The organism is Streptomyces sp. NPDC053432 (genome assembly GCF_055585365.1).
The window spans coordinates 158643-181151 of the sequence record NZ_JBVJKF010000002.1 but is presented as its reverse complement, the minus strand read 5'-3'; the positions used below and the strand labels follow the sequence as shown (position 1 = coordinate 181151).

Below are 22509 nucleotides of genomic sequence, written 5' to 3'. Positions count from 1 at the left end.
CCCGGACACTGCGCCCGGCTGCTCGCCCAGAGCATGCGGAAGGAAAGCTGAAGCCCACCTGAAGCCTCCTGAAGACCCCTTCAGCCTCGCGCCGGCCCCGCCTGAGACCCTGGGCGCCATGCGCGTACTGGTGGTGGAGGACGAACGGCGGCTCGCCATGGCTCTGCAGAGGGGGCTGCAGGCCGAGGGATTCACGGTGGACCTGGCCCACGACGGCCCGCAAGGGCTGTGGATGGCCACCGAGCACGACTACGACGTGATCGTGCTCGACATCATGCTGCCCGGCCTCAACGGCTACCGGGTCTGCGCCCGGCTGCGCGCCGCCGGCATCGAATCGGGCATCCTCATGCTCACCGCCAAGGACGGCGAGTACGACGAGGCGGAGGCCCTCGACACGGGCGCCGACGACTTCCTCTCGAAGCCGTTCTCCTACCTCGTCCTCGTCGCCCGCCTCCGCGCCCTCGGCCGCCGCACCGGCCGCCGGAGCCCGCAGACCATGCGCTTCGGGGACCTGCTGCTCGACCCCGCCCGCCACCTGTGCGCCCGCGGCGACACCCAGATCCGCCTCACCGCGCGCGAGTTCGCCGTACTCGAATACCTCGCCCGCCGTCCCGGCGAGGTGATACCGAAGCGGGAGATACTCGAACAGGTCTGGGACAGCGCCTTCGACGGAGACCCCAATGTCGTCGAGGTCCACATCAGCGCCGTGCGCCGCAAGATCGACGCCCCGTTCGGCCGCGCCGCGCTGGAGACCGTGCGCGGCGCCGGATACCGGCTGGCGGCCGACGGTGGCTGAGTCCGCGGCCCCGCGCCGCCCCCTTCACGGCCTCGACCGCCTGCGCCGGCTGCCGGGCCTGCGCCGCCTCTGGCCCACGACCGTCCGCGCCCGGGCCACCGCGGGCGCCGTCGCCGTGGTCGCCCTCGCCCTGACCCTGGCCTCGTACGTCCTCCTCGGGCTGCTGGAGACCAACCTGGTCCGCGGAGCCGAGCAGGACGCGCTGCGGCAGGCACAGACCGTGGCCCGGCTCGCCGCCACCGGGAACCTCGACCGGGTGCGGCCGCTCGTCCACGGAGTGGACTTCGTCCAGGTCGTCGGAGCCGACGGCCGCGTCGTGCTGGCCACCCCCAACCTGGCCGGAGTGCCGCCCATCGGCCCCGTCGAACCCCCGGTCCCCGGCAGGCGCGTGCGCGCCTGGAAGGGCCGCCCGCTCGGCGTCGAACACCGCCAGCAGGTCGTCCAGGTCACCACGGAGACGCCCACCGGCACCATCACCGTCTACGCGGGCGCCTCCCTGCGCGACGTCGACGCCGCCGACGACACCACCACGGCCGCGCTCGCCTTCGGCGTGCCGCTGCTCCTGCTCACCGTGGGCCTCGTCACCTGGCGGGTCACCGGCCGCGCCCTCGGCCCGGTCGAGGCCATCCGCGCCGAGGTGGCGGCCATCACCGACCGCGATCTGCACCGCCGGGTCCCGGTGCCGGACACCCGCGACGAGGTCGCGCGGCTCGCGCAGACCATGAACACCACCCTGGACCGGCTGGAGGCCTCGGGCGTCCGCCAGCGCCGGTTCATCGCCGACGCCTCGCACGAGCTGCGCAGCCCCATCACCGTGCTGCGCACCCAGCTGGAAGTCGCCCTCGCGGTCCGGGATCCCGAGCTGTGGCCCGAGCTGATCGGCGGCGCGCTGGAGGACACCGAGCGGCTCCAGCAGCTCGCCGCCGACCTGCTCCTGCTCGCCCGCATCGACGCGGCCCAGCCCGTGGCGGCCGTCCCGCTCGACCTGACCGTGCTGGTCCGGGCCGCCGTCGACGCCCGCCTCGGTGACCGTGTCCCCGTGCGGACGGAGCCGGCGCCCCCGCTCGTGGTGAGCGGCAGCGAACTGTGGCTCACCCGGGTGGTGACGAACCTGCTCGACAACGCACAGCGTTTCGCGGACCGCGAGGTCCGGCTGGTGCTGGGCGGCGACGGGCACGGCGCGGTGCTGGAGGTCACCGACGACGGTCCGGGCATCGCGCCGGAGGACCGGGAGCGGGTCTTCGAACGCTTCACCCGCCTCGACGACGCCCGCAGCCGCGACCACGGCGGGGCCGGCCTCGGCCTCGCCATAGCCCGTGACCTGACCGCCCATCACGGCGGCACGCTCACCGCCGAGGACTCCCCGGGCGGGGCCCGCTTCGTGGTCCGCCTGCCGCTCGCACCGGACCGGGAGCTCAGCGCTCCGACAGCTCCGACGGGGCCTCCTGCACGATCCAGCCGTTCCCGTCCGGATCCGCGAAGGTGATGAACGAGTTCCAGGTGTCGCCCTTCCCGTCCTCCCACCCGCTCGCACCGATGTGCCGGACGGGTGACACCGCCACGCCCCGCGCCACCAGCTCGTCGCGGGCCGCCTCGATGTCCGTGACGCAGAGCTGGAGGCCCCGCAGGGTCCCCGGTTCCATCCGCTCGGTTCCGGGCATCGGCGGCATGCCCCGCTCCAGCGTGATGGAGCACCGGGAGCCGGGCGGCGTCAGCTGCAGGATGCGCACCCCGGGGGCGACCTCGGCGTCCAGGTCGACCGTGAAGCCCACCTTGTCGGCGTAGAACTCCTTCGCCCGGTCCAGGTCGGTGACGGGCACCAGGACCACTTCGAGTGTCCAGTTCACGCAGAACCTCCTCAGCTGCGCCGGCGGGTCCGGCCGGTCCCACCGTCGCCCACGAGGCCGCCCCCGCGCACCCCGAAAACGCGGGTGCGTCCTAACGGACGACGAACACCGCGCCCGGCGCCGCGTACTCCACGGGTCCCCGGTAGCGCCCGGCGGCGCGGGACACCGCCCCCTCCGGTGTGAGGGAGGGCCCGACGTGCGTGACGACCAGCCGTCCTGCCCCGGCCGCCCCCGCCGTGTCACCGGCGTCCTCGGGCGTGTGGTGCACCTGCGGGCCGACGGCCGGCGCCTCCGCGCTGTCCGCCTCGCACAGCAGTACGTCGCACCCCCGGGCCAGCTCGGTCAGCGCGGCGCACGGGGCGGTGTCCCCCGAGTACACCAGGGACGCGCCCGCGCCCTCGATCCGTACGGCGAAGGCGGGCACACCGTGATCCACGGACCGGCTGGTCAGCGTGAGCGCGCCGACCCGCGCGCGGTGGCCGTCGTACAGCTCGTGGACGGCGAACGCCGACTCGACGGGGCTGCGGGCGGCGGTGTTGGTGAGGAAGTGCGCCAGCCGGTCGGCGATGCCCGCGGGCCCGTACAGCGGGATCGGCGCCGCGAGCCGCACGTCCGCGTGGAGCGCGCCGTAGTAGGCGGTGAGGAGGTCCGCGGTGTGGTCCGCGTGCAGGTGCGAGATCCATATCGCGTCCAGCTCGTCCAGACGCACGTGCCGGCGCAGCTGCGCCAGCGTCCCGGTGCCCGCGTCCACCCACACCCGGGTGCCGCCCCCGGACACCAGGTAGCCGGAGCAGGCGTTGTTCACGTCCGGGTACGGCGTCGCCGACCCGAGAACCGTCAAACGGAGAAGATCACTGGTCATCCCGGGAGTCTAGGAGCGCCCGCCCCCGGCGGGGCGCGCGCGGCGGGCCGACCGGAAATACGATGAGGGGCGGGCTTTTCGTACACCGGAAGCAGAGGCGAATGGATTCACCTGCACCTCGGAGCGGTCGATGAGCCCGCGGCGGACACCGCGGGCGACCAGCGCCGAGCTGCTGAGCACCCTGCGGCGGCTCGCTGCGCAGACCCGGGAAGGGGTGGAGCTCCAGCAGGCCCGCGTGGAGCTGGCCGAGGCCCTGCAGCGCGAGCTGCTCCCGGCCTCGCTGCCCGTCGTGCCGGGACTGCGCGCCGCGGCGCGCTACGCGCCCGCGCGGCACGGCCTGGACATAGGCGGGGACTGGTACGACGGCTTCCGGCTGTCCGAGGGCGCCCTCGCCTTCTCCATCGGCGACGTACAGGGCCACGACGTGGAGGCGGCGGCCTTCATGGGGCAGGTCCGCATCGGCCTGCGCGCCGTGGCCTCCGTGGTCGACGACCCCGGCGAGGTGCTGACCAGGGCGAACGAGGTGCTGCTCGCCATGGACCGGGAACTGTTCGCCACCTGCACCCTGCTCCGCTTCGACCCGGAGACCTGGGAGATCGAAAGCGCCCGGGCCGGCCACGTACCGGCGGTCTGGGCCACTGTCGACGGCCGGTACGGGATCGCCGAGGACGCCGGAGGCCCGCCGCTGGGCATGCTGCCCGGCGGCGGTTACGCGGTCACCCGCCGCCGGATCGCCGCCGCCGGGTCGATCGTCCTGCTCACCGACGGAGTGGTCGAGGGCCCGGCGTTCCCGATCGACGAGGGGCTGGAGCGCGTGGTCCGCGTGGTCCGGGAAGGGGCGGGCACCGATCCCGAGGAGCTGGCCGCCGAGGTGATGAAGGTCGCCGATTCAACCGGTCACGCCGACGACGCCGCGGTGCTCGTCCTCAGCCACGACGGGCCCGGGCGGGCCGTTGCGGAGCCGTGACGGGGCCGTGACCGGCCGGCGCGGCCGCTGACGGACCGGGCCGCGCCGACCGGCCATGCCGGGCCCTGACCCGCCGATCGTGCGTGTCACGGTCCGCGCGGCCCGGCGACTGTTGTCTGATGCTGTGGTGCGCATCGAGCCCTGGCGACGTTTCCCCGCGGTCCTCCTGCCGATCCTCGCCGTCGCCGTCGTCTACTACGCGAGCGCCCGGCTCGGCCTGCGGCACCGCGTGGTCGTCGAGGGAGCGATGGTCACGCCCCTGTGGCCGCCCACCGGCGTGGCCGTCGCCGCCCTGCTCTGGCTGGGCCTCCGGATCTGGCCGGGGATCGCGATCGGCACGTACCTCACGATCGAGCAGATCGCCACCTTCGACCCGCCAGGCCTCGTCATCGTGGCCGGGAACACCCTCGCCCCGGTGTGCGCGTACCTGCTGCTGCGCAGGGCCGGCTTCCGCATCGAGCTGGACCGGCTGCGCGACGGGCTGGCCCTGGTCTTCCTGGGCGGCCTCGTCCCCATGCTGGTCAGCGCGACCGTGGGGACCGGGACCCTGGTGCTCACCGGCGACCTGCCGCCCGCCGACTTCTGGCCGACGTGGTGGGCCTGGTGGGCGGGGGACGCGATGGGGGTGCTCATCGTGACCCCGGTACTGATCGTCCTGCCGAAGCTCGGGCGGCCCGCCGACGCCTACCGCGCTGCCGAGGCGGTGGTTCTGCTGGCGGCGACGGCGGCGGTCACGCTGGCGGCCACCCGCAGCTCCCTGTCCCTGCTGTTCCTGGTGTTCCCGCTGCTCATCTGGGCGGCGGTACGTTTCCAGCTGGCCGGGAGCGCGCCGTGCGCCCTGATCATCTCCGTTCTGGCGATCTCGGCCGCCATCGACCGCTCCGGACCGTTCGCGGGCCACGACCTCTTCGGGATCATGGTCAACCTCCAGGCCCTCAACGGGGCCGCCGCCCTGACGGGTCTGCTGCTGTCGGCGCTCGTCACCGAGCAGAACAACGTCCGGCTGAAGATCGAACAGGTCTGTGAGGACCTGGCCGAGCTGGTGGACCAGCTGAGCCGGGGGAGACCCGACCGGTGAGACCTGCGCCCGCCGCCCGCCCCTGAAGGAGCGATGAGCACACCGGACCGCGGGATCTGGGTGCTGGTACTACGGCCGTAGCCGCGGACCCCGCGGTCACCCGGCGAAGACCCCCGCCCGGGCCGCAGCGACGGCGGCCTGTGCGGCCCGCTCCGCCGTGGCCTCGTCCAGCGGGGATCCGGAGGTCAGGAAGCGGTAGTAGAGGGGAGCCGACACCGCGCGGACCACCTCGGCGGCGTCCGTGCCCGCCGGCAGTTCGCCCCGCTCGACGGCCTCCCGGACGCAGGGCGCCCACTCGGCGACGCGGAGCTCGTAGAAGCGGTGCAGTGCCTCCGCGGTCCTCGCGTCGCTGGTGGCGGCGGCGATCACGGCCTTGAACAGCGCTCCCTGACGGGGGTCGGCGAGGGTGCGGCGCACGAGGGCGGCGTTGGCCCGCATGTCCTCCAGCAGCGAACCGGTCTCGGCGCGCGGCAGGGACTGTTCGGCCATGTCCGCCAGCAGGTCCGCGACCAGCCCGGTGACCGTCCCCCAGCGGCGGTACACGGTCGTCTTTCCCACCTCGGCACGGCGGGCGATCTCGGCCAGGTCCAGCCCGTGGAAACCCTGCTCGGCGAGGGTGTCCCCGGCGGCCTCCAGCACCGCGGCCCGGACCCGGGCCGTACGGCCCCCGGGGCGCACGCTTCCCGGCTCGGCTCCCTCAGCGTCTGTCATAACGGGTCTCCGGTTCCATTAGTGCCGATCTCCTGCTACGTTGGAGCCATCTTAACGGGTCTACCGTCCCATTACCGCTCGCCGGAGGGTTCATCATGGAGTACAGGCAGCTCGGTACGTCCGGCCTGGAGGTCCCCGCCCTCAGCTTCGGCGCCGGAACCTTCGGCGGCCGGGGGCCGCTGTTCGGCGCCTGGGGCACCACGGACGCACAGGAGGCGCGCCGGCTGGTGGACATCTGCCTGGAGGCGGGCATCACCATGTTCGACACCGCCGACGTGTACTCGGCGGGCGCCTCCGAGGAGGTCCTGGGCCGGGCGGTCAGGGGCCGCCGGGACGAGGTACTGCTGTCCACCAAGGCGGGCCTGCCGACGGGGGACGGGCCGGGCGACGCGGGCACGTCCCGCCGCCGCCTGATCAGGGCGACGGAGGACGCCCTGCGGCGGCTCGGCACGGACCGCATCGACCTCTTCCAGCTGCACGCCTTCGACGCCGCCACCCCCGTCGAGGAGGTCCTGTCCGCGCTCGACCAGCTCGTGCGGGCCGGGAAGATCCGCCACATCGGCGTCTCCAACTTCGCGGGCTGGCAGCTGATGAAATCCCTGGCCGCCTCCGAGGAACACGGCTTCCCGCGCTACGTGGCCCACCAGGTCTACTACTCCCTCATCGGCCGCGACTACGAATGGGAGCTGATGCCCCTCGGCCACGACCAGGGCGTCGGCGCCCTGGTCTGGAGCCCCCTCGGCTGGGGCCGCCTCACGGGCAGGCTGCGCCGGGGCCGGCCGCTGCCCGAAGGGAGCCGCCTGCACCGGACGGCCGACTACGGCCCGCCCGTCGAGGACGGACACCTCTACGACGTGGTCGACGCCCTCGACGAGGTCGCACGGGAGACGGGCCGAAGCATCCCCCAGGTGGCCATCAACTGGCTGCTGGGACGCCCGACGGTGTCCTCCGTCATCATCGGCGCCCGCAACGAGGCCCAGCTGCGCCAGAACATCGGCGCGACCGGCTGGGCCCTGTCACCCGAGCAGACGGCCCGCCTCGACGCCGCGAGCCACCGGCCGGCCCCGTACCCGTACTTCCCGTACGAACGCCAGGAGGCCTTCGCCCGCCTCAACCCGCCGCTGATCCGGCGGACGGCGGGGGCGTGACAGGGCTCCGGTCACCCCGCCCCGTCGACGTTCCAGTCCCTCGGCAGCTCCGCACCGCAGAAGACGCAGCAGTAGTCCTCGTCCCGCACGATCCCGGCCTCACCGCATCCGCGACAGCGCCGGAACACGTCGTGACGGTCCACGACTTCGGCCGGGTCATGGAGTGGGTACGCGGCCGCACGGCTGGTCCAGGGTGTACGTGAACGTGTACGCGACGGACTGCTCGCCGTGCCGGTGGTCGAAGCCGCCCTCGCCCGACAGGCCGGTCAGGGCGCCGGTGCCCGAGCCAGGGACCACCTCGAAGCGGCAGCGGGTGCCCGAGGAGTCGAAATCGCCCCGCTCCTCCAGGACGAACGTCCCCTCGCGGCCGTCCACCGTGCCCGACAGGAGCTCCAGACCCGTGTAGGTGCCGGACGTCTCCCCGGTGTACGCGATCGTGTACGAGCAGCTGGTACCGGGCGCCTCGATCGCGCCGGAGAAGGAGTTGGTCACCGTGGCGCGGGCGAGCCGCGGGGCGGTGCCGGAGCCGGCCCCGACGGGGTGCTCCTCCCAGTCGGCGAAGGTGAAGCGGCCGCCGGCCTGCGTGGGTGCGGGTGCGGATGCGGTCATGTGGTCCTCCTGGCGCTGTGCGTCGACGGCCGGAGGGCGGTCGGCCCCCGGCGTGGGAACAGCCTGTCCGGGGTACCTGACATCTTCTGTCAGGTACCCCGGACAATGATCCGCATGCGCGCAGACCGGCTCCTCTCCCTGCTCCTGCTGCTCCAGAACCGCGGCCGGATGACCGCCCCCGAGCTCGCCGCCGAACTCGAGGTGTCGGTCCGTACCGTCTACCGGGACATCGACGCCCTCGGCGCCTCCGGCGTTCCCGTGCACACCGACCGCGGCCCGGCCGGCGGGTACCGGCTGATGGACGGCTACCGCACCCGCCTCACCGGCCTCACCGACGCCCAGGCCGGTTCCCTCTTCCTCGCCGGCGTACCCGGCCCCGCGCGGGAACTCGGCCTGGGCGCCGACCTGGCCGCCGCCCAGCTCAAACTCCAGGCGTCGCTGCCCGCCGAACTCGCCTCCAGGGCACGGCGGATCCAGGACCGGTTCCACCTGGACGCCCCGGCCTGGTTCCGCGACGCCGACCCCGTACCGCACCTCGCGCAGATCGCCCAGGCGCTCTGGGACCAGCGGATCCTGCGCACGCACTACCGCCGCTGGAACGGCGAGGTCCACCGCGAGCTGAGCCCGCTCGGCCTCGTTGTGAAGGGCGGCATCTGGTACCTCGTGGCCCGGGCGGACGAGGAGACGGTGCGGACCTACCGCGTGGGCCGGTTCCTGTCCGTGGAGACCCTCGACGCCGGCTTCGAGCGGCCCGCCGGCTTCGACCTGGCCGCGTACTGGCAGGAGAGCTCACGCCGCCTGGAGAGCTCGCTGCTGCGGCAGACCGCCGAACTGCGGATCTCCCCGCGCGCCCGGAAACTGCTGCCCATGCACTTCGGCTCGGCGGGCGTACGCGCCCTCGCCGACGCGGAGGAGGCGGGCCCGGACGCCGTCGACGAGGAGGGCTGGCTCCACGTCCGCCTCCCCGTGGAGACGTACGCCGTGGCGGTCGGCGACCTGCTGCGCCTCGGCCCCGAAGCGGAGGTCCTCGGACCGCCCGACCTCCGCGAGGCGGTCGCCGGGGCGGTGGCCGTGCTGGCCGGGCGCTACGGCCGGGCCGCGGAGCCCCCGGGTGCGTAGACGAATCCGTTCAGGGGCGACAGGACCTTCCAGCCGAGCGTTTCGTACAGCGCCCGGCCCTGGACGGTCGCGCCCAGGAGGCCGACGGACACCCCGTTCCCGACGGCGTGTTCGGTGAGTGCGGCCATCACCACCGTCCCGAGGCCGCGGCGCCGGTGCGCAGGTTCGGTGACGATCTGGTCGAAGACCACGCCGGCGGTACCGGCCAGACCTGTCAGTCCGGTCGCGGCGGGTTCCCCGTCGGCGTCGCTCAGGACGCGCACCCGGGTGACGCGGTCACCGGTCTCGACGGTGACGGTGTACCCGTCGGGTGCCCGCACGGGCGACGGGCGCAGATCGACGGCCATCAGGAAGCAGGGATCGACCGGCTCCCACGCGGACGGGAACCACGGGTCCATCCCGGCCGCCGGGAGGAACGCCTTGACGCACGTGGTGGGTTCGGTGATCGTGCCGATGAGCCCGCGGGCCGTCGCCGCGTCGGTGTCGAGCAGGACGTGCCGGACCACCTCGTTCGGCCGCCCGCTCTCGATCCGCAGCCCCCAGGGCACGTCCACCGGCTCGGGCATCCGCCGGGCCGCGGCCCACCCTTCGACCCACAGTCGTTCGGTCTCCAAAATGCAGCCCCCCGGGACACGCGTGCGGCCTACTGTGGCGCGGTGACGACTCGGATGATCATTCTCAACGGTGGTTCCAGCTCGGGCAAGTCCGGCATCGTGCGCTGTCTGCAGACCGTACTGCCGGATCCGTGGCCGGCGTTCGGATGCGACTCGTTCGTCGACGCGCTGCCCGCACGGATGCGGGCGTCGGACGGTGGGATCACCTTCGCCGCGGACGGCGGGGTCAGCGTCGGCGCGGAGTTCCGGGCGCTGGAGGAGGCCTGGACGGCAGGCATCGTCGCGATGGCCCGGGCCGGAGCCAGGATCATCGTCGACGACGTCTTCCTCGGCGGAGCGGCGTCCCAGGAGCGGTGGCGGAAGGCGCTCGGGGGACTGGACGCGCTGTGGGTGGGCGTCAGGTGCGACAGCGCGGTCGCCGAGGGCCGCGAGATCGCCCGGGGGGACCGGGTCCCCGGTATGGCCGCGGCGCAGGCGCACCTGGTGCACGAGGGCGTGCACTACGACCTGGAGGTGGACACGACGCACACCGAGTCACTGGCCTGCGCCCGGGTCATCGCCGCCCGCGTCCGGTGACCGGCCGGATCAGGAGATGGCGTACCACTGGCTGGCCCAGCCCGTGTTGATGGTGCTGGTGGACTGTTCCGCGAGGTTCACCGTGCGCGGCAGCGAGGTCTGGCCGGTCAGCACCGTGCTGTAGCGGAGCAGCGGGGGCGCCAGGCCCGCGTTGACCGAGATGCCCGCCCCCGTGGCCTTGAGGGTGAGCACGTTCGTGGCCCAGTTGCCGTTGAGCAGAAGGGCGATGAAGTAGGTGCCGGGGGCGGCCGTGAACGGCTTGGAGAGGGCGAAGGGCTTGGCGACCGCGTCGGTCATCAGCTGGGGCGAGATGTCCTCGGTGGTCCCGACCAGGGCGCCGTTCGCGTCGTACACGCCGAGGTAGCAGTTGGCGAGCTGGGCGTTCGGGTCGATGCCGGCCAGACCGAGCCAGATGTTGGACCAGGTGATCTGCTCGCGCAGGACGATCCGTACCAGGGTGATCCGGCCGCCGACGCCCGCGGCCGACTGGGCGGTGACGTGCCCCGCGTCGTTGGGGTCGCCCGTCCAGGCGAGGAGGTTCTGGTCCTGCGGCCGGGGTCCCTCGAAGGACCCGCCCCCCGGAGCGGGAGCGTGCGCGGAAGCGGTGGCCGGGGTGCTCGCCGCCCCGTTCCGGCCGCCGCCCGGAGCGGTGCACCCGCCCAGGATCAGCATCGTCGCGAGCACGGCAACCAGGCCGGTCGTGGCAGTGGTGGTGCGGGTGCGCATGGTCCCCCCATGAGGTGCGGTTGTGCCGAGGGACATCGTCACACGGACCGCTGCGGTGATCGTCGCCGGGCGGATCCCGAGGAACTCCGGCCGGGACCGATGAGTTCCGGCGACGGCGGCGGTCCAACTCTGTGACGGCCGACGGCCGAACACCGAAGGAGACGGAAATGACCGGGATCGAGACCAGGACCCACACCGTGGACGCCGCGGGCGCCGAGATCACCTACGACGTACGCGGCGCCGACGGCGGCGGCCCGGCCGGCGACCCCGCGCTGCTGCTGGTCGGTTCGCCGATGGACGCCTCCGGGTTCGCCACCCTGGCCTCGCACTTCACCGACCGTACGGTGGTGACCTACGACCCCCGGGGAGTGGGCCGCAGCCCCCGCACTGACGGCGCGCCCCAGAACACCGTCGAGGAACACGCCGACGACCTGCGGCGCGTGATCGAGGCCCTCGGCACGGGACCGGTGGACGTGTTCGCGAGCAGCGGTGGCGCCGTCAACGCGCTCGCCCTCGTGGAACGGTACGGGCCCCTGGTGCGCACCCTCGTCGCGCACGAGCCGCCCGCGGCGCAGGTCCTCCCGGACCGCGAGGTGGCGCTGGCGGTCTGCGCGGACATCCACGCGACATACCTGCGCGAGGGGACGGGGCCCGCGATGGTCAAGTTCTTCTCCGTGGTGTCCCGCAGGGGGCCCTTCCCGGCCGACTGGGCCGACGAGCCGCTCCCGTCGCCCTCCGAGTTCGGGCTGCCGACCGAGGACGACGGCAGGCGGGACGACGCGCTCCTGGGATTGAACATGCGGACCTGCACCGCTTACCTGCCCGACTTCGGCGCGCTGCGCGCCGCGCCGACACGCATCGTCGTCGCCGCCGGCAAGGAGTCCGAGGGCGAGTTCCCGGCCCGCGCCGCGGCGGAGATCGCCGCCTCGCTCGGCATCGCGCTGAGCGTGTTCCCCAGCCACCACGGCGGCTTCCTGGGCGGCGAGTACGGCCGGGAGGGCGCCCCCGGGGAGTTCGCGCAGGCGCTGCGCGAGGCACTCCGCGACAGCGGATGATCCGTTCGCCGGGCGGCACGGGCGGCACGGGCGGCACGGGCGGCACCGGACAGCACCGGGCGAACCGATCAGGATCGGAGAAGCTTGGGCCCCAGGTGCGCGGCTAGCGTGCAGGGCATGGACAGCACAGACCTCACCGTTCACTGGACCTTCCTCCCGCACACCGACCCCGAGGCCTCCCTGGCCTTCTACCGCGACGTCCTCGGCTTCGAGGTCCGCAATGACGTCGGGCAGGGCGCGATGCGCTGGATCACGGTCGGCCCCGCCGGCCGGCCCGGCACCTCGATCGTGCTGGAGCCGCCGGCCGCCGACCCCGGCGTCACCGAGGAGGAGCGCCGGACCGTCGCCGAGATGATGGCCAAGGGCACCTACGCCCGCGTCGTCCTCGGCACCACCGACCTCGACGGCACCTTCGCGCGGCTGAGGGCCGGCGGGGCGGAGCTCGTCCAGGAGCCCACCGAGCAGCCCTACGGCGGACGCGACTGCGCCTTCCGCGACCCCGCGGGCAACTTGATCCGGATCAACGAGGTGAGCCGGCCCCGAAGCTGATTAGATCGAACGGATCCCGAACAGATACGGAGACACGATGAGCAAGGCCACGAGGACGGACCCGCCGCCGCCCGCGCCGCACGTCGCCGACAGCCACGACCTGATCCGTGTGCACGGTGCGCGCGAGAACAACCTCCGGGACGTCAGCATCGAGATCCCGAAGCGACGGCTGACGGTGTTCACCGGTGTGTCCGGCTCGGGCAAGAGCTCGCTGGTGTTCGACACGATCGCCGCGGAGTCGCAGCGGCTGATCAACGAGACCTACAGTGCCTTCGTCCAGGGGTTCATGCCCACCCTGGCGCGACCCGAGGTCGACGTCCTCGACGGCCTGACCACCGTGATCACCGTAGACCAGCAGCGGATGGGTGCCGACCCCCGCTCCACGGTCGGCACCGCCACCGACGCCAACGCGATGCTCCGCATCCTCTTCAGCCGGCTCGGGAAGCCGCACATCGGCTCCCCGAAGGCGTTCTCCTTCAACGTCGCCTCGATCAGCGGAGCGGGAGCGGTCACCGTCGAGCGCGCCGGGCAGAAGGTGAAGGAGCGCCGCAGCTTCAGCATCACCGGCGGCATGTGCCCGCGCTGCGAGGGCCGGGGCACGGTCACCGATCTCGACCTGACCCAGCTCTACGACGACACCAAGTCGCTCGCCGAGGGCGCGATCACGGTCCCCGGCTACACGGGCGGCGGCTGGAACTCCCGCCTCTACAGCGAATCCGGCTTCTTCGATCCGGACAAGCCGATCGCTGAGTTCACCAAGAAGGAACTGGCCGACTTCCTGTACCGCGAGCCGACCAGGATGAAGATCGCGGGCATCAACATGACCTACGAGGGTCTGGTCCCGCGGATCCAGAAGTCGATGCTCGCCAAGGACAAGGAGGGAATGCAGCCGCACATCCGGGCCTTCGTCGACCGCGCGGTCACCTTCACCACCTGCCCCGACTGCGAGGGGACCCGGCTCAGCGAGGGCGCCCGCTCCTCGAAGATCAACGGCATCAGCATCGCCGACGCCTGCGCGATGCAGATCAGCGACCTCGCCGTATGGGTGCGGGGCGTCCAGGACCCGTCGGTGGCGCCGCTGCTCGACGCGCTGCGGCACACCCTCGACTCGTTCACCGAGATCGGTCTGGGCTACCTCGCCCTCGACCGGCCCGCGGGCACCCTCTCGGGCGGCGAGGCCCAGCGCGTCAAGATGATCCGCCACCTCGGCTCCTCGCTCACCGACGTCACGTACGTGTTCGACGAGCCCACCACGGGCCTGCACCCGCACGACATCCAGCGGATGAACGACCTGCTGCTGCGCCTGCGGGACAAGGGCAACACCGTGCTCGTCGTGGAGCACAAGCCGCAGACGATCGCCATCGCCGACCACGTCGTCGACCTCGGCCCGGGCGCGGGCCAGGCGGGCGGCACCGTCTGCTTCGAGGGCACCGTCGAGGGGCTGCGCGCCGGTGACACCATCACCGGCCGCCACCTCGACGACCGGGCCGCCGTGAAGGAGAAGACGCGGACGGCCACCGGGACCCTGGAGATCCGCGGGGCGACGGCGCACAACCTGCGCGACGTGGACGTCGACGTCCCGCTCGGTGTGCTCTGCGTCGTCACGGGCGTCGCCGGCTCGGGCAAGAGCTCCCTCGTGCACGGCTCACTGCCCCATCTGTCGGGGGCCGCCGGCGAAGGGGTGGTGTCGATCGACCAGGCGCCGATCCGCGGTTCGCGGCGGAGCAACCCGGCGACGTACACCGGACTGCTCGACCCGATCCGCAAGGCCTTCGCGAAGGCCAACGGGGTGAAGCCGGCTCTGTTCAGCGCCAACTCCGAGGGCGCCTGCCCCAACTGCAACGGCGCCGGGGTGATCTACACCGACCTCGCGATCATGGCGGGCGTCGCCACGACCTGCGAGGAGTGCGAGGGCAAGCGGTTCGACGCCTCGGTGCTGGAGTACAAGCTCGGCGGCCGCGACATCAGCGAGGTGCTGGCGATGCCGGTCACCGAGGCCGAGGCCTTCTTCGGTGACGGAGAGGCGCGCACTCCGGCCGCACACAAGATCCTGCAGCGGCTCGCCGACGTCGGGCTCGGCTACCTCAGTCTCGGCCAGCCGCTGACCACCCTGTCCGGTGGCGAGCGGCAGCGGCTCAAGCTGGCCACGCACATGGGCGACAAGGGCGGGGTCTACGTCCTGGACGAGCCGACGACCGGCCTCCACCTCGCCGACGTGGAACAGTTGCTCGGCCTGCTCGACCGGCTGGTCGACTCCGGCAAGTCGGTGATCGTGGTGGAGCACCACCCGGCGGTCATGGCACACGCCGACTGGATCATCGACCTCGGTCCCGGCGCCGGACACGACGGCGGGCGGATCGTCTTCGAGGGCGCCCCCGCCGACCTGGTCGCCGACCGCTCCACCCTGACGGGCGAGCACCTGGCGCAGTACGTGGGCGCCTGACGGCGCGGGCCGCCGGTGCGGCTATCGGCGCGGGCCGAGCGAGAGGTGCGCGGACAGCGCGCCCAGGAACCCGGCCGCGTCGAAGGCCGCTCCGGCGGACAGTACCCCGGCGGGGGCCGTGGTCCGGCCCGACAGGACGCGCTGGACGGCCTCCACCGCCAGGGGCGCGCTGACGGCGTAGATGTCCTGCCCGCTCGCGGTGGCCCGCCGCTCCTCGTCGCCGGAGCGTACGAGGACGTCGACGAGGAAGGACTGCGCGGACCGGCCGCGCCCGTCGACCGCGGTCGGCGCCGGGGTGTCCGGGGCCGCCAGCTCGCCCGCCGCCTCGACCGTCATGTAGGTGCGGACCTCGGGGACGTCCAGGTGACTGGGGACGGTGACCACGTCGGCCATCGTGAACCCGCCGATCACCTCGCGGGCGCCCAGCGGCTCGGGGAAGGCCCACTTCAGGGTCGGCAGCGCGTCGTCGTGGTACTGCAGCCGCCCCTGGCTGTAGCGGACGCGCCGGCCGTTGCGGCGCTCCCCGGAGACCTTGCCGGCGGCGCGGGTTCCGGCGGTGGGGTGCCAGCCGCTCAGCCCGTACGCGACATGCACCTCGTCGGCCCGCGTCCAGTCGCCCATCGCCGCGGTGACCAGCAGGTCGCCGAGGCCGCCGAAGAAGGCCATCGCGGGGACCACCACGGTCCCGGCGGCCCTGGCCGCGTCCGCGAACCGCTCGAAGGCGTCCGCGTTGGCCTCGATCTCGGCCGCCACGTCCACGTACGGGATCCCGGCGCGCAGGGCCGCCTCGATCACGGGGGCGCCGGTCGTGGCGAAGGGCCCGGCGGTGTTGATGACGGCGGCCGCCCCCACGAGGGCGCGGTCCAGGGAGGCCGGGTCGTCGACCGAGGCCGGCCGGACGTCGAGCCCGGGGTGGGAGGCGGCGAGCTCCCGCAGCCTGCCCGCGTCGCGTCCGGACGCGATCGGGACGAACCCGCGCTCCAGCAGTTCCGCCACCACGAAACGCCCCGTGTGCCCGTAGGCACCGAACACCGCAACCCTCTGACCTGCACTCATCAGCTTCTCCCGCGCTCTTCGACGTTGAACTACGAACAGCATGCGGGGAGTTGGGGACCGGTACGAGTGTCCGGAACGACATGGCCCGTACACTTCCGGACATGAGTTCTGTCGCGCTGGCCGTCACCGACGGGATGCTCCACTTCGAACTGTCCCTGGCCTGCGAGGTCTTCGGCGCCGACCTGTCGCACATCGTCGACCCCTGGTACGACTTCACTCTCTGCGGGCCGGGGGCCGTGCGGGTCGGACGGTTCCGGACGGAGCCCGACAGCGGGCTCGACGGCCTCGTCTCCGCCGACCTGGTCATCGTCCCCGGCTGGGCCGACATCGACGTGGATCCGCCCGCAGACCTGGTCGAAGCGGTCCGTGCCGCCCACGAGGCGGGCGCACGCGTGGCCTCCCTGTGCACGGGCGCGTTCGTGCTGGCCGCCGCCGGCCTGCTGGACGGCCGGCGCGCCACCACCCACTGGGCGCACACCGGCGCCCTGGCCGAGCGCCATCCCCTCGTCGAGGTCGACCCGGACGTGCTCTACGTGGACAACGGCAGCGTGCTCACCTCCGCGGGCAAGGCAGCCGCCATGGACCTGTGCCTGCACCTGGTCCGCCTCGACCACGGCTCGGCGGTCGCCAACGCCATCGCCCGCCGGCTCGTCGTGCCCCCGCACCGGGCGGGCGGCCAGGCCCAGTTCGTCCCCGCCCCCGTTCCCGCCCGGGACGGTCATCCCCTCGTCCGCCTCCTGCCCTGGGCGGTCGAACGCCTCGACCGGCCACTGACGGTGGAGGACCTGGCCCGCCGTGCGAACATCAGCTCGCGCCACCTGAGCCGCCACTTCAGGTCGGTCACCGGCACCACCCCGCTGCAGTGGCTGCTGACGCAGCGGATCCGGCGCGCCCAGGAGCTGCTGGAGACCACCGGCGACAGCATCGACGCCATCGCGACGGCCACCGGCATGGGCACCGCCGCATCACTGCGCCGCCACTTCAACCGCACCCTCGGCGTCCCGCCGGACACCTACCGCCGCACTTTCCGCACCTCACGGACCGTCACCGGCCGCCCGGGATCCAGCTGACCGGCGGGCAGGGCGACCAGGGCGAGGGCGAACCCGACCAGTTGCCCGGGAGTGAACGCCTCGCCGTGAGAAGCCGCCGGCCTTCCCCGGTCGCACCGGGTACCCACGGCGACGGCTTAGTGTGAGGGCCATGAGCGGCCTCAGCACGCCCCAGGAGCCCGTCGCCTTCCCGGCACCCGCCCCGGCGCCTCCCCTCGACCCCGAACTGGCCGTCGTCCTCGCGGCCTCCGGGCTGACGGCGCGGGAGCCGATCACCCCGGACAACCTCCGCGCCAGGCAGCAGCGGGACGCGTCCGCCAGACCCCGGCCGACGGCCGAACAGCTGTGTGCGGACGGGCGGTTCGCGGTGACGGAGCTCCGAGTCCCGGGGCCGCCGGACGGACCGGACGTCACGCTCGTGAGCGCCCGGCCGGCCGGGCTCACGGGACCGCTGCCCCTGCTGTACTACATGCACGGCGGCGCCATGATCATGGGCAACGCCTGGTCCGTGCTGCCGCGGATCCTGCGCGAGTGGGCCCTCCCGCTGGAGCTGGCCGTCATCTCGGTCGAGTACCGGCTGGCGCCGCACACCGAGTACCCCGGACCGCTGGAGGACTGCTACGCCGGACTCGGATGGGCGGCCCGGCACGGGGCCGAACTGGACGTCGACCCCGACCGCATCGTGATCGGCGGGAAGAGCGCGGGCGGCGGACTCGCCGCGGCCCTGGCCCTGCTCGCCCGGGACCGCGGCGGCCCCGCGGTCCTGGGTCAACTGCTGCTCTCCCCGATGCTCGACGACCGGGGCACCACCTTCTCCAGCCGCCAGATGTCCGGCCTCGGCGTGTGGGACCTCACCTCCAACGAGACCGCGTGGAAGGCACTGCTGGGCGACCGCCACGGCGCCGCGGACCTGTCGCCCTACGCGGCCCCCGCCCGTGCCACCGACCTCTCAGGCCTGCCACCGGCCTACGTCGACACCGGGTCGGCGGACATGTTCCGGGACGAGGGCGTGGCGTACGCGAACGCGATCTGGCAGGCGGGCGGCCAGGCGGAACTGCACGTGTGGCCCGGCGCCCAACACGGCTTCGACGGCATGGCGCCGCACGCGGCCCTCACCCACGACGCGGGCCACGCCAGGACGCGCTGGCTCCGACGGCTCCTGGCGAAGCCCGCCGCACCGTGACCCGGCCCCGCCCGCGGGCCGGGGGTCAGGCGGAGGTGCTCAGATCATCCGGCTGCGCGGCGTCCGCGGCGTCCGCGGCCTGCGGGGCATCCGTGGCGTCCGCGGCCTGCGCGGGCTCCTCCGAGGCAGGGGCAACCGGCGCGGTCTCGGCGGGCGGTGTCCGGCCGGGGGCGACGGCGGGTCCCTCCAGCGCCGCCGCCATCGCCCGCTGGCGGCGGACGCGGCGGCCGCGTACGACGGCGTACAGGACGGCGGTCAGGACGCCGGCGGCGCACCAGGCGCCGAGGACCACGGCGATCGTGGTGAGCACGGCCACGAGGGCTCCTCGGGATGTGAGACGGCTGAAGCACGGAACGGGAACGGCGGCGGCGTCGTCCGCCGTGCCTGGAGAACGAGCGGCAGGGCGTCCCCGGTTCTGCCGTGAACCCCTGGAACGGGAGTGAATCCGTATGTCGCACGCCGGGTTGCCGCGGCGGGCGCCCCGACCGCGCCGGGGAATGCCGTACGACCGCGTCAGGACTCACGACGAACCGCCTTCGGGCAACGACCGTGACCAGCACCGCCACTCAGGGCGAGGCGGTGCTTGCCCACCGTGACCGAGGTGTACCCCAAGGGGCCGCGCTTCACGCCCCGGACCGGCCGCCGCGTCCTGCGGCGGGTGTGTTCCGGCCCGTTTCCCCCGCAGGGGTGGCAGGGTGGAGGCATGTGCGGTCGATATGCCTCCTCCCGGGCCCCGGAAGACCTCGCGGGTCTCTTCGACGCCGAGCGGGATCCCGCCGCCCGCGAGCTCGGGCCCTCGTGGAACGTGGCCCCGACCGACGACGTGTGGGCCGTCCTCGAGCGGGCCGACCGCGCCACCGGCGAAGTGGCCCGGCTGCTGCGGCCGGTGCGGTGGGGGCTGGTCCCCTCGTGGGCGAAGGACCCCGGAGTCGGGTCGCGGATGATCAACGCGCGGGTGGAGACCGTCCACGAGAAGCCCGCGTACCGTCGGGCGTTCACCCGGCGGCGGTGCCTGCTGCCCGCGGACGGCTTCTACGAATGGGTCGCCGTGCCCGCCACCGGCTCGGCCAAGGCCTACAAGCAGCCGTACTTCATCCGCCCCGAGGACACGGCCGTGATGGCCATGGCCGGCCTGTACGAGTTCTGGCGCGACCCCGCCGTCGAGGACGACGACGACCCGGCGGCCTGGCTGACCACGGCCACCATCATCACCACCGAGGCCACCGACGCGGCCGGCCGCGTCCACCCCCGCATGCCGCTGGCCCTCGACCCGGAGGACTACGACATCTGGCTCGATCCCGCCCACCAGGACACGGCCGACCTGCGTGCCCTCCTTCACACCCCGGGCGGCGGCCGCCTCGCCGTGACGGCGGTCTCGACCGCGGTCAACAGCGTCCGCAACAACGGCCCGGAGCTCCTGACCCCCGCCGCCTGACCGGCGGCCGGTTCCCTCCCCGCCCTCATCCGATCCGGCGGGCCAGCACCTGCCCCGGCCGGCTCCCGTCGAGGAACCGCTCGGTGCGGGTGAAGCCGTTGCGCTCGTAGTACGCGACCAGCTCGCCCCCGCCGCCCGCCCAGCAGTCCACGCGGAGCAGTGCCACGCCCGCCCGCCGGGTCTCCTCGACGGCATGGGCGAGCAGCGCCGATCCGACGCCCAGGCCGGCGTACCGGCGGTCGGAGACCAGCAGCCGGACGTACCGCTCGGGTTCCCCGGCCGGCGCGATCGGCAGCTGCGGGCTGGGCCGCGTGTCCAGCACGAGGGCTCCGACGGGTACTCCGTCCAGCTCGGCGACGAACGGCATGTTCTCGGTCGTGTACCGCTCGACCCGCTCGACCGCGCCGGGCTGCCGCGAGTACGGCGTCGTGCCCCACTGCTCCGTGTTGCCGCGGCCGTTCATCCAGGCGACCGCGGCGTCGAGCATGCCGAGTACGGCCGGTACGTCGGACGGCCCGCCCTGTCTGATCCGTATGCGCTGGTCATGCGTGGTGTCGTCGTTCACTTCGGAAGCCTACCCAGCTGCCGGACGGCCCTGGAGCTGCGGCAGGTCCTTGACGAACACGATGCCGTCGCCGGCCGCCAAGTGGGCCGGGTCGAGCGGGGCGTAGCCGAACCACTCGGACACGCGGGTCGCGGGCGGTGTGTCTCCCAGGGCGGCGGCCAGCCGGCGGGCGTCGACGACGCAGCGGTCCTCCGGGAGTGCGTACAGGAGCCCTTCGACGGTGCCGGGCGCAGGCGCGTCCACTCCCCGGTGCCGGATCGTGCCCAGGGCCGTGGCCACGAAGGCGTACTCCCCGCCCAGGTACGCGCTCGCGACGGCCCCGGCGCTCCACCACTCCAGCGGCATGCCGCCCAGCCGCATGCTGCTCTTCTCCCGCTGCAGATGGGAGTTGTGGGCGTGGACGAGCACCGGGCCCCGCTCGGCGAGGGCGAGGAGGTTGCGGGCCATCATCCGGCCCCGCAGGCCCACGAGGCGGCTCAGGCGGGCGGGTGAGGTGTCGGCCGTCCAGTGGTGGTAGAGCAGCAGGCCGGTCGCGGTGCGCCCGTACAGGCACGCGCGGTCCCAGTCGTCCCGCGATGTCGCCGCGAGCAGGTGCGGCGTCTGCTCGTCGAAGAGGGCCACCAGATCGTCGGCGAGCAGCCGCAGCTCCGCCGCCTCGGGAGACCGCCCCGCGGACCGGGCCGGGTCCATCATCGCGGCGGGCTCGGTCCACCGGTCGTCGGCGCCGAGCAGGCGGTCCAGGGCGTCCGCGGAGCAGGGCAGCAGCTCCGGGCCGACGTGGGCGGAGAGGTAGCCGTGGAGCCCGAGGAGGGCCTGCCGGGGACTCGCGGCGCCGGTCATCTCGAGCGGGCCGTCGACCCCGGCGAAACGGATCCGCTCCGAGGCGGGGAGGCCCTCGTTGTGGGAGCGCATCCAGCGCACCAGCTCGCGGTTGGCGGCGGAGGCGCCCCAGCCGTGGCTGATGCCCCGCTCCATGACCTCGTCGAGGGTGCCCGTGCCGGAGGTGACGTACTCGTCCACGACCAGGCCCATCATGCAGTCGCTCTCGATCGCGACCGTCCCGTAGCCCTCCTCCTCGACGAGCTGCCGGAAGAGCGCGTTGCGCAGTTCGAGGAGGCTGTCCTCGCCGTGCGTGGGCTCGCCCAGGGCGAGCACCCGGGGCCGGGAGGGGAGCAGCCGCATGACGGAGCCGGCATCGAAGGGACGGACGGTGTCCTGGATGTCTTTGACCATGCCTTCAACGCTATCGTTGAACCTTCGGTTGAAACTTTCCGGCTGTACGGGCAGGCCTGTGATGCGGAACCCTCAAAACGGCAGGCGGCTCCGGCCGGTCGATCTGGCGCGCGGGCACGGTCTGTCCACCCAGGCCGTCAGGAACTACGAAGACGCCGGCATCCTTCCGGCCGCCGACCGCGCACCGAACGGCTACCGCACCTACACGCCGCTGCACGCACGGGCCCTGGACGCGTTCCTCGCCCTGGTGCCCGGCCACGGCCACGGCACGGCGACGTCGGTCATGCGGGCCGTGAACCGGGGCGAGACCGACGAGGCGCTCCGTCTCATCGACGAGAGTCACGCCCAGCTGCTCGACGACCGGCGGACCCTCCAGGCGGTGGAGCGCGCCCTGCGCGCCCTGCCGCCGGCCACCGCCACTGCCACCGCCGGCGCCGTCACCACCGCCGCCGGTTCCGCACCCGGCCCGGCGCCGGGCGGCATCCGCGGCACGTTCGTGGGGGCGCTGGCGGCAGAGCTCGGGATCCGGCCCGCGACCCTGCGGAAGTGGGAGCGCGCCGGGCTGGTGCGCCCGCGCCGCGACCCGCTCACCGGCTACCGCGTGTACGACGAGGCCGACGTACGGGACGCCAGGCTGGCCCACCAGCTCAGGCGGGGCGGCCACCTCCTGGAGCAGATCGCCCCGCTGATCGCCCAAGTGCGTTCGGCGGGCGGGCTGGAGCCCCTGGAAGCCGTACTGGCGGGCTGGCGCGAGCGGCTGTCGGCGCGCGGGCGGGCGATGCTGGCCGGTGCGGCGGAACTGGAGACGTACCTGCGCGAGCGGGGCTGAGCCCGCGCACAGCCGGTGACCGCAAAAAGAAGGACGAGGAGCTGCTCGCTCTCCTCGCC

General features: G+C 73.5%; 25 protein-coding genes. 14 read left to right on the top strand and 11 right to left on the bottom strand.

Features of this window, described 5'->3' with window-relative positions:
• Window positions 1-118 precede the first annotated feature (118 nt).
• Complete coding sequence (locus ACZ6Y1_RS03885) at window positions 119-796, top strand: response regulator transcription factor (RefSeq protein WP_469622319.1); 678 nt, start codon at window positions 119-121, stop codon at window positions 794-796.
• Window positions 789-2282 carry a sensor histidine kinase gene (locus tag ACZ6Y1_RS03880; protein ID WP_469622317.1) on the top strand — a complete coding sequence of 498 codons (1494 nt, stop codon included), beginning with the start codon at window positions 789-791 and terminating at the stop codon, window positions 2280-2282. The genes ACZ6Y1_RS03885 and ACZ6Y1_RS03880 overlap by 8 nt, the downstream gene beginning before the upstream one ends.
• Here the strand turns inward: ACZ6Y1_RS03880 and ACZ6Y1_RS03875 are convergent.
• Both ACZ6Y1_RS03875 and ACZ6Y1_RS03870 read right to left on the bottom strand, forming a co-directional pair.
• The gene (locus ACZ6Y1_RS03875) at window positions 2212-2643 is read right to left on the bottom strand and encodes a VOC family protein (protein ID WP_469622315.1); all 432 of its coding nucleotides are present in this window, start codon (window positions 2641-2643) and stop codon (window positions 2212-2214) included. The two genes, ACZ6Y1_RS03880 and ACZ6Y1_RS03875, sit on opposite strands and share 71 nt — an antisense overlap.
• Before the next feature lie 91 nt (window positions 2644-2734).
• Window positions 2735-3505 (bottom strand): MBL fold metallo-hydrolase, encoded by a 771-nt coding sequence (locus ACZ6Y1_RS03870; RefSeq protein WP_469622312.1) that lies wholly within the window; start codon window positions 3503-3505, stop codon window positions 2735-2737.
• A gap of 130 nt (window positions 3506-3635) precedes the next feature.
• Here ACZ6Y1_RS03870 and ACZ6Y1_RS03865 point away from each other — a divergent pair, with 130 nt between their 5' ends.
• Together ACZ6Y1_RS03865 and ACZ6Y1_RS03860 are read left to right on the top strand one after the other, a co-directional pair.
• The gene (locus tag ACZ6Y1_RS03865; RefSeq protein WP_469622309.1) at window positions 3636-4472 is read left to right on the top strand and encodes a PP2C family protein-serine/threonine phosphatase; all 837 of its coding nucleotides are present in this window, start codon (window positions 3636-3638) and stop codon (window positions 4470-4472) included.
• Between the two features lie 124 nt (window positions 4473-4596).
• Window positions 4597-5550 (top strand): MASE1 domain-containing protein, encoded by a 954-nt coding sequence (locus ACZ6Y1_RS03860; RefSeq protein ID WP_469622306.1) that lies wholly within the window; start codon window positions 4597-4599, stop codon window positions 5548-5550.
• A 96-nt stretch (window positions 5551-5646) separates the two neighbouring features.
• On the opposite strand, the gene ACZ6Y1_RS03855 is transcribed toward ACZ6Y1_RS03860, so the two are convergent.
• A complete protein-coding gene (locus ACZ6Y1_RS03855; RefSeq protein ID WP_469622302.1) occupies window positions 5647-6261 on the bottom strand; it encodes a TetR/AcrR family transcriptional regulator in 615 nt (204 codons plus the stop codon).
• 95 nt (window positions 6262-6356) lie between these two features.
• On the opposite strand from ACZ6Y1_RS03855, the gene ACZ6Y1_RS03850 reads away from it, so the two are divergent.
• On the top strand, window positions 6357-7409 hold the full coding sequence (locus tag ACZ6Y1_RS03850) for an aldo/keto reductase (RefSeq protein WP_469622299.1): 1053 nt from the start codon (window positions 6357-6359) through the stop codon (window positions 7407-7409).
• An 11-nt stretch (window positions 7410-7420) separates the two neighbouring features.
• Here the strand turns inward: ACZ6Y1_RS03850 and ACZ6Y1_RS03845 are convergent, their stop codons facing one another.
• Window positions 7421-7552 carry a hypothetical protein gene (locus ACZ6Y1_RS03845; protein ID WP_469622293.1) on the bottom strand — a complete coding sequence of 44 codons (132 nt, stop codon included), beginning with the start codon at window positions 7550-7552 and terminating at the stop codon, window positions 7421-7423.
• A gap of 13 nt (window positions 7553-7565) precedes the next feature.
• Entirely contained in the window at window positions 7566-8018 is a 453-nt protein-coding gene (locus ACZ6Y1_RS03840) for a DUF3224 domain-containing protein (RefSeq protein WP_469622291.1), read from the bottom strand.
• 114 nt (window positions 8019-8132) lie between these two features.
• Here ACZ6Y1_RS03840 and ACZ6Y1_RS03835 point away from each other — a divergent pair, with 114 nt between their 5' ends.
• Window positions 8133-9137, top strand: coding sequence for a helix-turn-helix transcriptional regulator (locus tag ACZ6Y1_RS03835; RefSeq protein ID WP_469622288.1), 1005 nt, complete (start codon window positions 8133-8135; stop codon window positions 9135-9137).
• Here the strand turns inward: ACZ6Y1_RS03835 and ACZ6Y1_RS03830 are convergent.
• A complete protein-coding gene (locus ACZ6Y1_RS03830) occupies window positions 9104-9751 on the bottom strand; it encodes a GNAT family N-acetyltransferase (protein WP_469622285.1) in 648 nt (215 codons plus the stop codon). The two genes, ACZ6Y1_RS03835 and ACZ6Y1_RS03830, sit on opposite strands and share 34 nt — an antisense overlap.
• A 54-nt stretch (window positions 9752-9805) precedes the next feature.
• Between ACZ6Y1_RS03830 and cpt the strand changes: the two genes are divergently transcribed.
• Window positions 9806-10327 carry a chloramphenicol phosphotransferase CPT gene (gene cpt, locus ACZ6Y1_RS03825; RefSeq protein ID WP_469622282.1) on the top strand — a complete coding sequence of 174 codons (522 nt, stop codon included), beginning with the start codon at window positions 9806-9808 and terminating at the stop codon, window positions 10325-10327.
• A 9-nt stretch (window positions 10328-10336) separates the two neighbouring features.
• On the opposite strand, the gene ACZ6Y1_RS03820 is transcribed toward cpt, so the two are convergent.
• A complete protein-coding gene (locus ACZ6Y1_RS03820; protein WP_469622278.1) occupies window positions 10337-11053 on the bottom strand; it encodes a hypothetical protein in 717 nt (238 codons plus the stop codon).
• Between the two features lie 167 nt (window positions 11054-11220).
• Between ACZ6Y1_RS03820 and ACZ6Y1_RS03815 the strand changes: the two genes are divergently transcribed.
• From ACZ6Y1_RS03815 to ACZ6Y1_RS03805, 3 genes are all read left to right on the top strand, one after another.
• Window positions 11221-12108, top strand: a complete 888-nt coding sequence (locus ACZ6Y1_RS03815) for an alpha/beta fold hydrolase (RefSeq protein WP_469622276.1) — start codon at window positions 11221-11223, stop codon at window positions 12106-12108.
• Between the two features lie 117 nt (window positions 12109-12225).
• Complete coding sequence (locus ACZ6Y1_RS03810) at window positions 12226-12657, top strand: VOC family protein (RefSeq protein WP_469622274.1); 432 nt, start codon at window positions 12226-12228, stop codon at window positions 12655-12657.
• Window positions 12658-12694: 37 nt separating this feature from the next.
• Window positions 12695-15100, top strand: a complete 2406-nt coding sequence (locus tag ACZ6Y1_RS03805) for an ATP-binding cassette domain-containing protein (protein WP_469622271.1) — start codon at window positions 12695-12697, stop codon at window positions 15098-15100.
• 21 nt (window positions 15101-15121) lie between these two features.
• Here the strand turns inward: ACZ6Y1_RS03805 and ACZ6Y1_RS03800 are convergent, their stop codons facing one another.
• On the bottom strand, window positions 15122-16156 hold the full coding sequence (locus ACZ6Y1_RS03800; protein ID WP_469622268.1) for a saccharopine dehydrogenase family protein: 1035 nt from the start codon (window positions 16154-16156) through the stop codon (window positions 15122-15124).
• Between the two features lie 101 nt (window positions 16157-16257).
• Here ACZ6Y1_RS03800 and ACZ6Y1_RS03795 point away from each other — a divergent pair, with 101 nt between their 5' ends.
• Both ACZ6Y1_RS03795 and ACZ6Y1_RS03790 read left to right on the top strand, forming a co-directional pair.
• Window positions 16258-17226 carry a helix-turn-helix domain-containing protein gene (locus tag ACZ6Y1_RS03795; RefSeq protein ID WP_469622264.1) on the top strand — a complete coding sequence of 323 codons (969 nt, stop codon included), beginning with the start codon at window positions 16258-16260 and terminating at the stop codon, window positions 17224-17226.
• A 130-nt stretch (window positions 17227-17356) separates the two neighbouring features.
• The gene (locus ACZ6Y1_RS03790; protein ID WP_469622262.1) at window positions 17357-18388 is read left to right on the top strand and encodes an alpha/beta hydrolase; all 1032 of its coding nucleotides are present in this window, start codon (window positions 17357-17359) and stop codon (window positions 18386-18388) included.
• Window positions 18389-18413: 25 nt separating this feature from the next.
• On the opposite strand, the gene ACZ6Y1_RS03785 is transcribed toward ACZ6Y1_RS03790, so the two are convergent.
• Window positions 18414-18704: a hypothetical protein gene (locus tag ACZ6Y1_RS03785; protein WP_469622259.1), complete on the bottom strand. Its 291-nt coding sequence runs from the start codon at window positions 18702-18704 to the stop codon at window positions 18414-18416.
• 387 nt (window positions 18705-19091) lie between these two features.
• On the opposite strand from ACZ6Y1_RS03785, the gene ACZ6Y1_RS03780 reads away from it, so the two are divergent.
• Window positions 19092-19823 (top strand): SOS response-associated peptidase, encoded by a 732-nt coding sequence (locus ACZ6Y1_RS03780; protein WP_469622256.1) that lies wholly within the window; start codon window positions 19092-19094, stop codon window positions 19821-19823.
• A gap of 25 nt (window positions 19824-19848) precedes the next feature.
• Here ACZ6Y1_RS03780 and ACZ6Y1_RS03775 read toward each other — a convergent pair whose 3' ends face one another.
• Complete coding sequence (locus tag ACZ6Y1_RS03775; protein WP_469622253.1) at window positions 19849-20388, bottom strand: GNAT family N-acetyltransferase; 540 nt, start codon at window positions 20386-20388, stop codon at window positions 19849-19851.
• A gap of 9 nt (window positions 20389-20397) precedes the next feature.
• Entirely contained in the window at window positions 20398-21621 is a 1224-nt protein-coding gene (locus tag ACZ6Y1_RS03770; RefSeq protein WP_469622250.1) for an erythromycin esterase family protein, read from the bottom strand.
• A gap of 58 nt (window positions 21622-21679) precedes the next feature.
• On the opposite strand from ACZ6Y1_RS03770, the gene ACZ6Y1_RS03765 reads away from it, so the two are divergent.
• Window positions 21680-22450: a TioE family transcriptional regulator gene (locus tag ACZ6Y1_RS03765; RefSeq protein WP_469622247.1), complete on the top strand. Its 771-nt coding sequence runs from the start codon at window positions 21680-21682 to the stop codon at window positions 22448-22450.
• The last annotated feature ends 59 nt before the right edge of the window (window positions 22451-22509 follow it).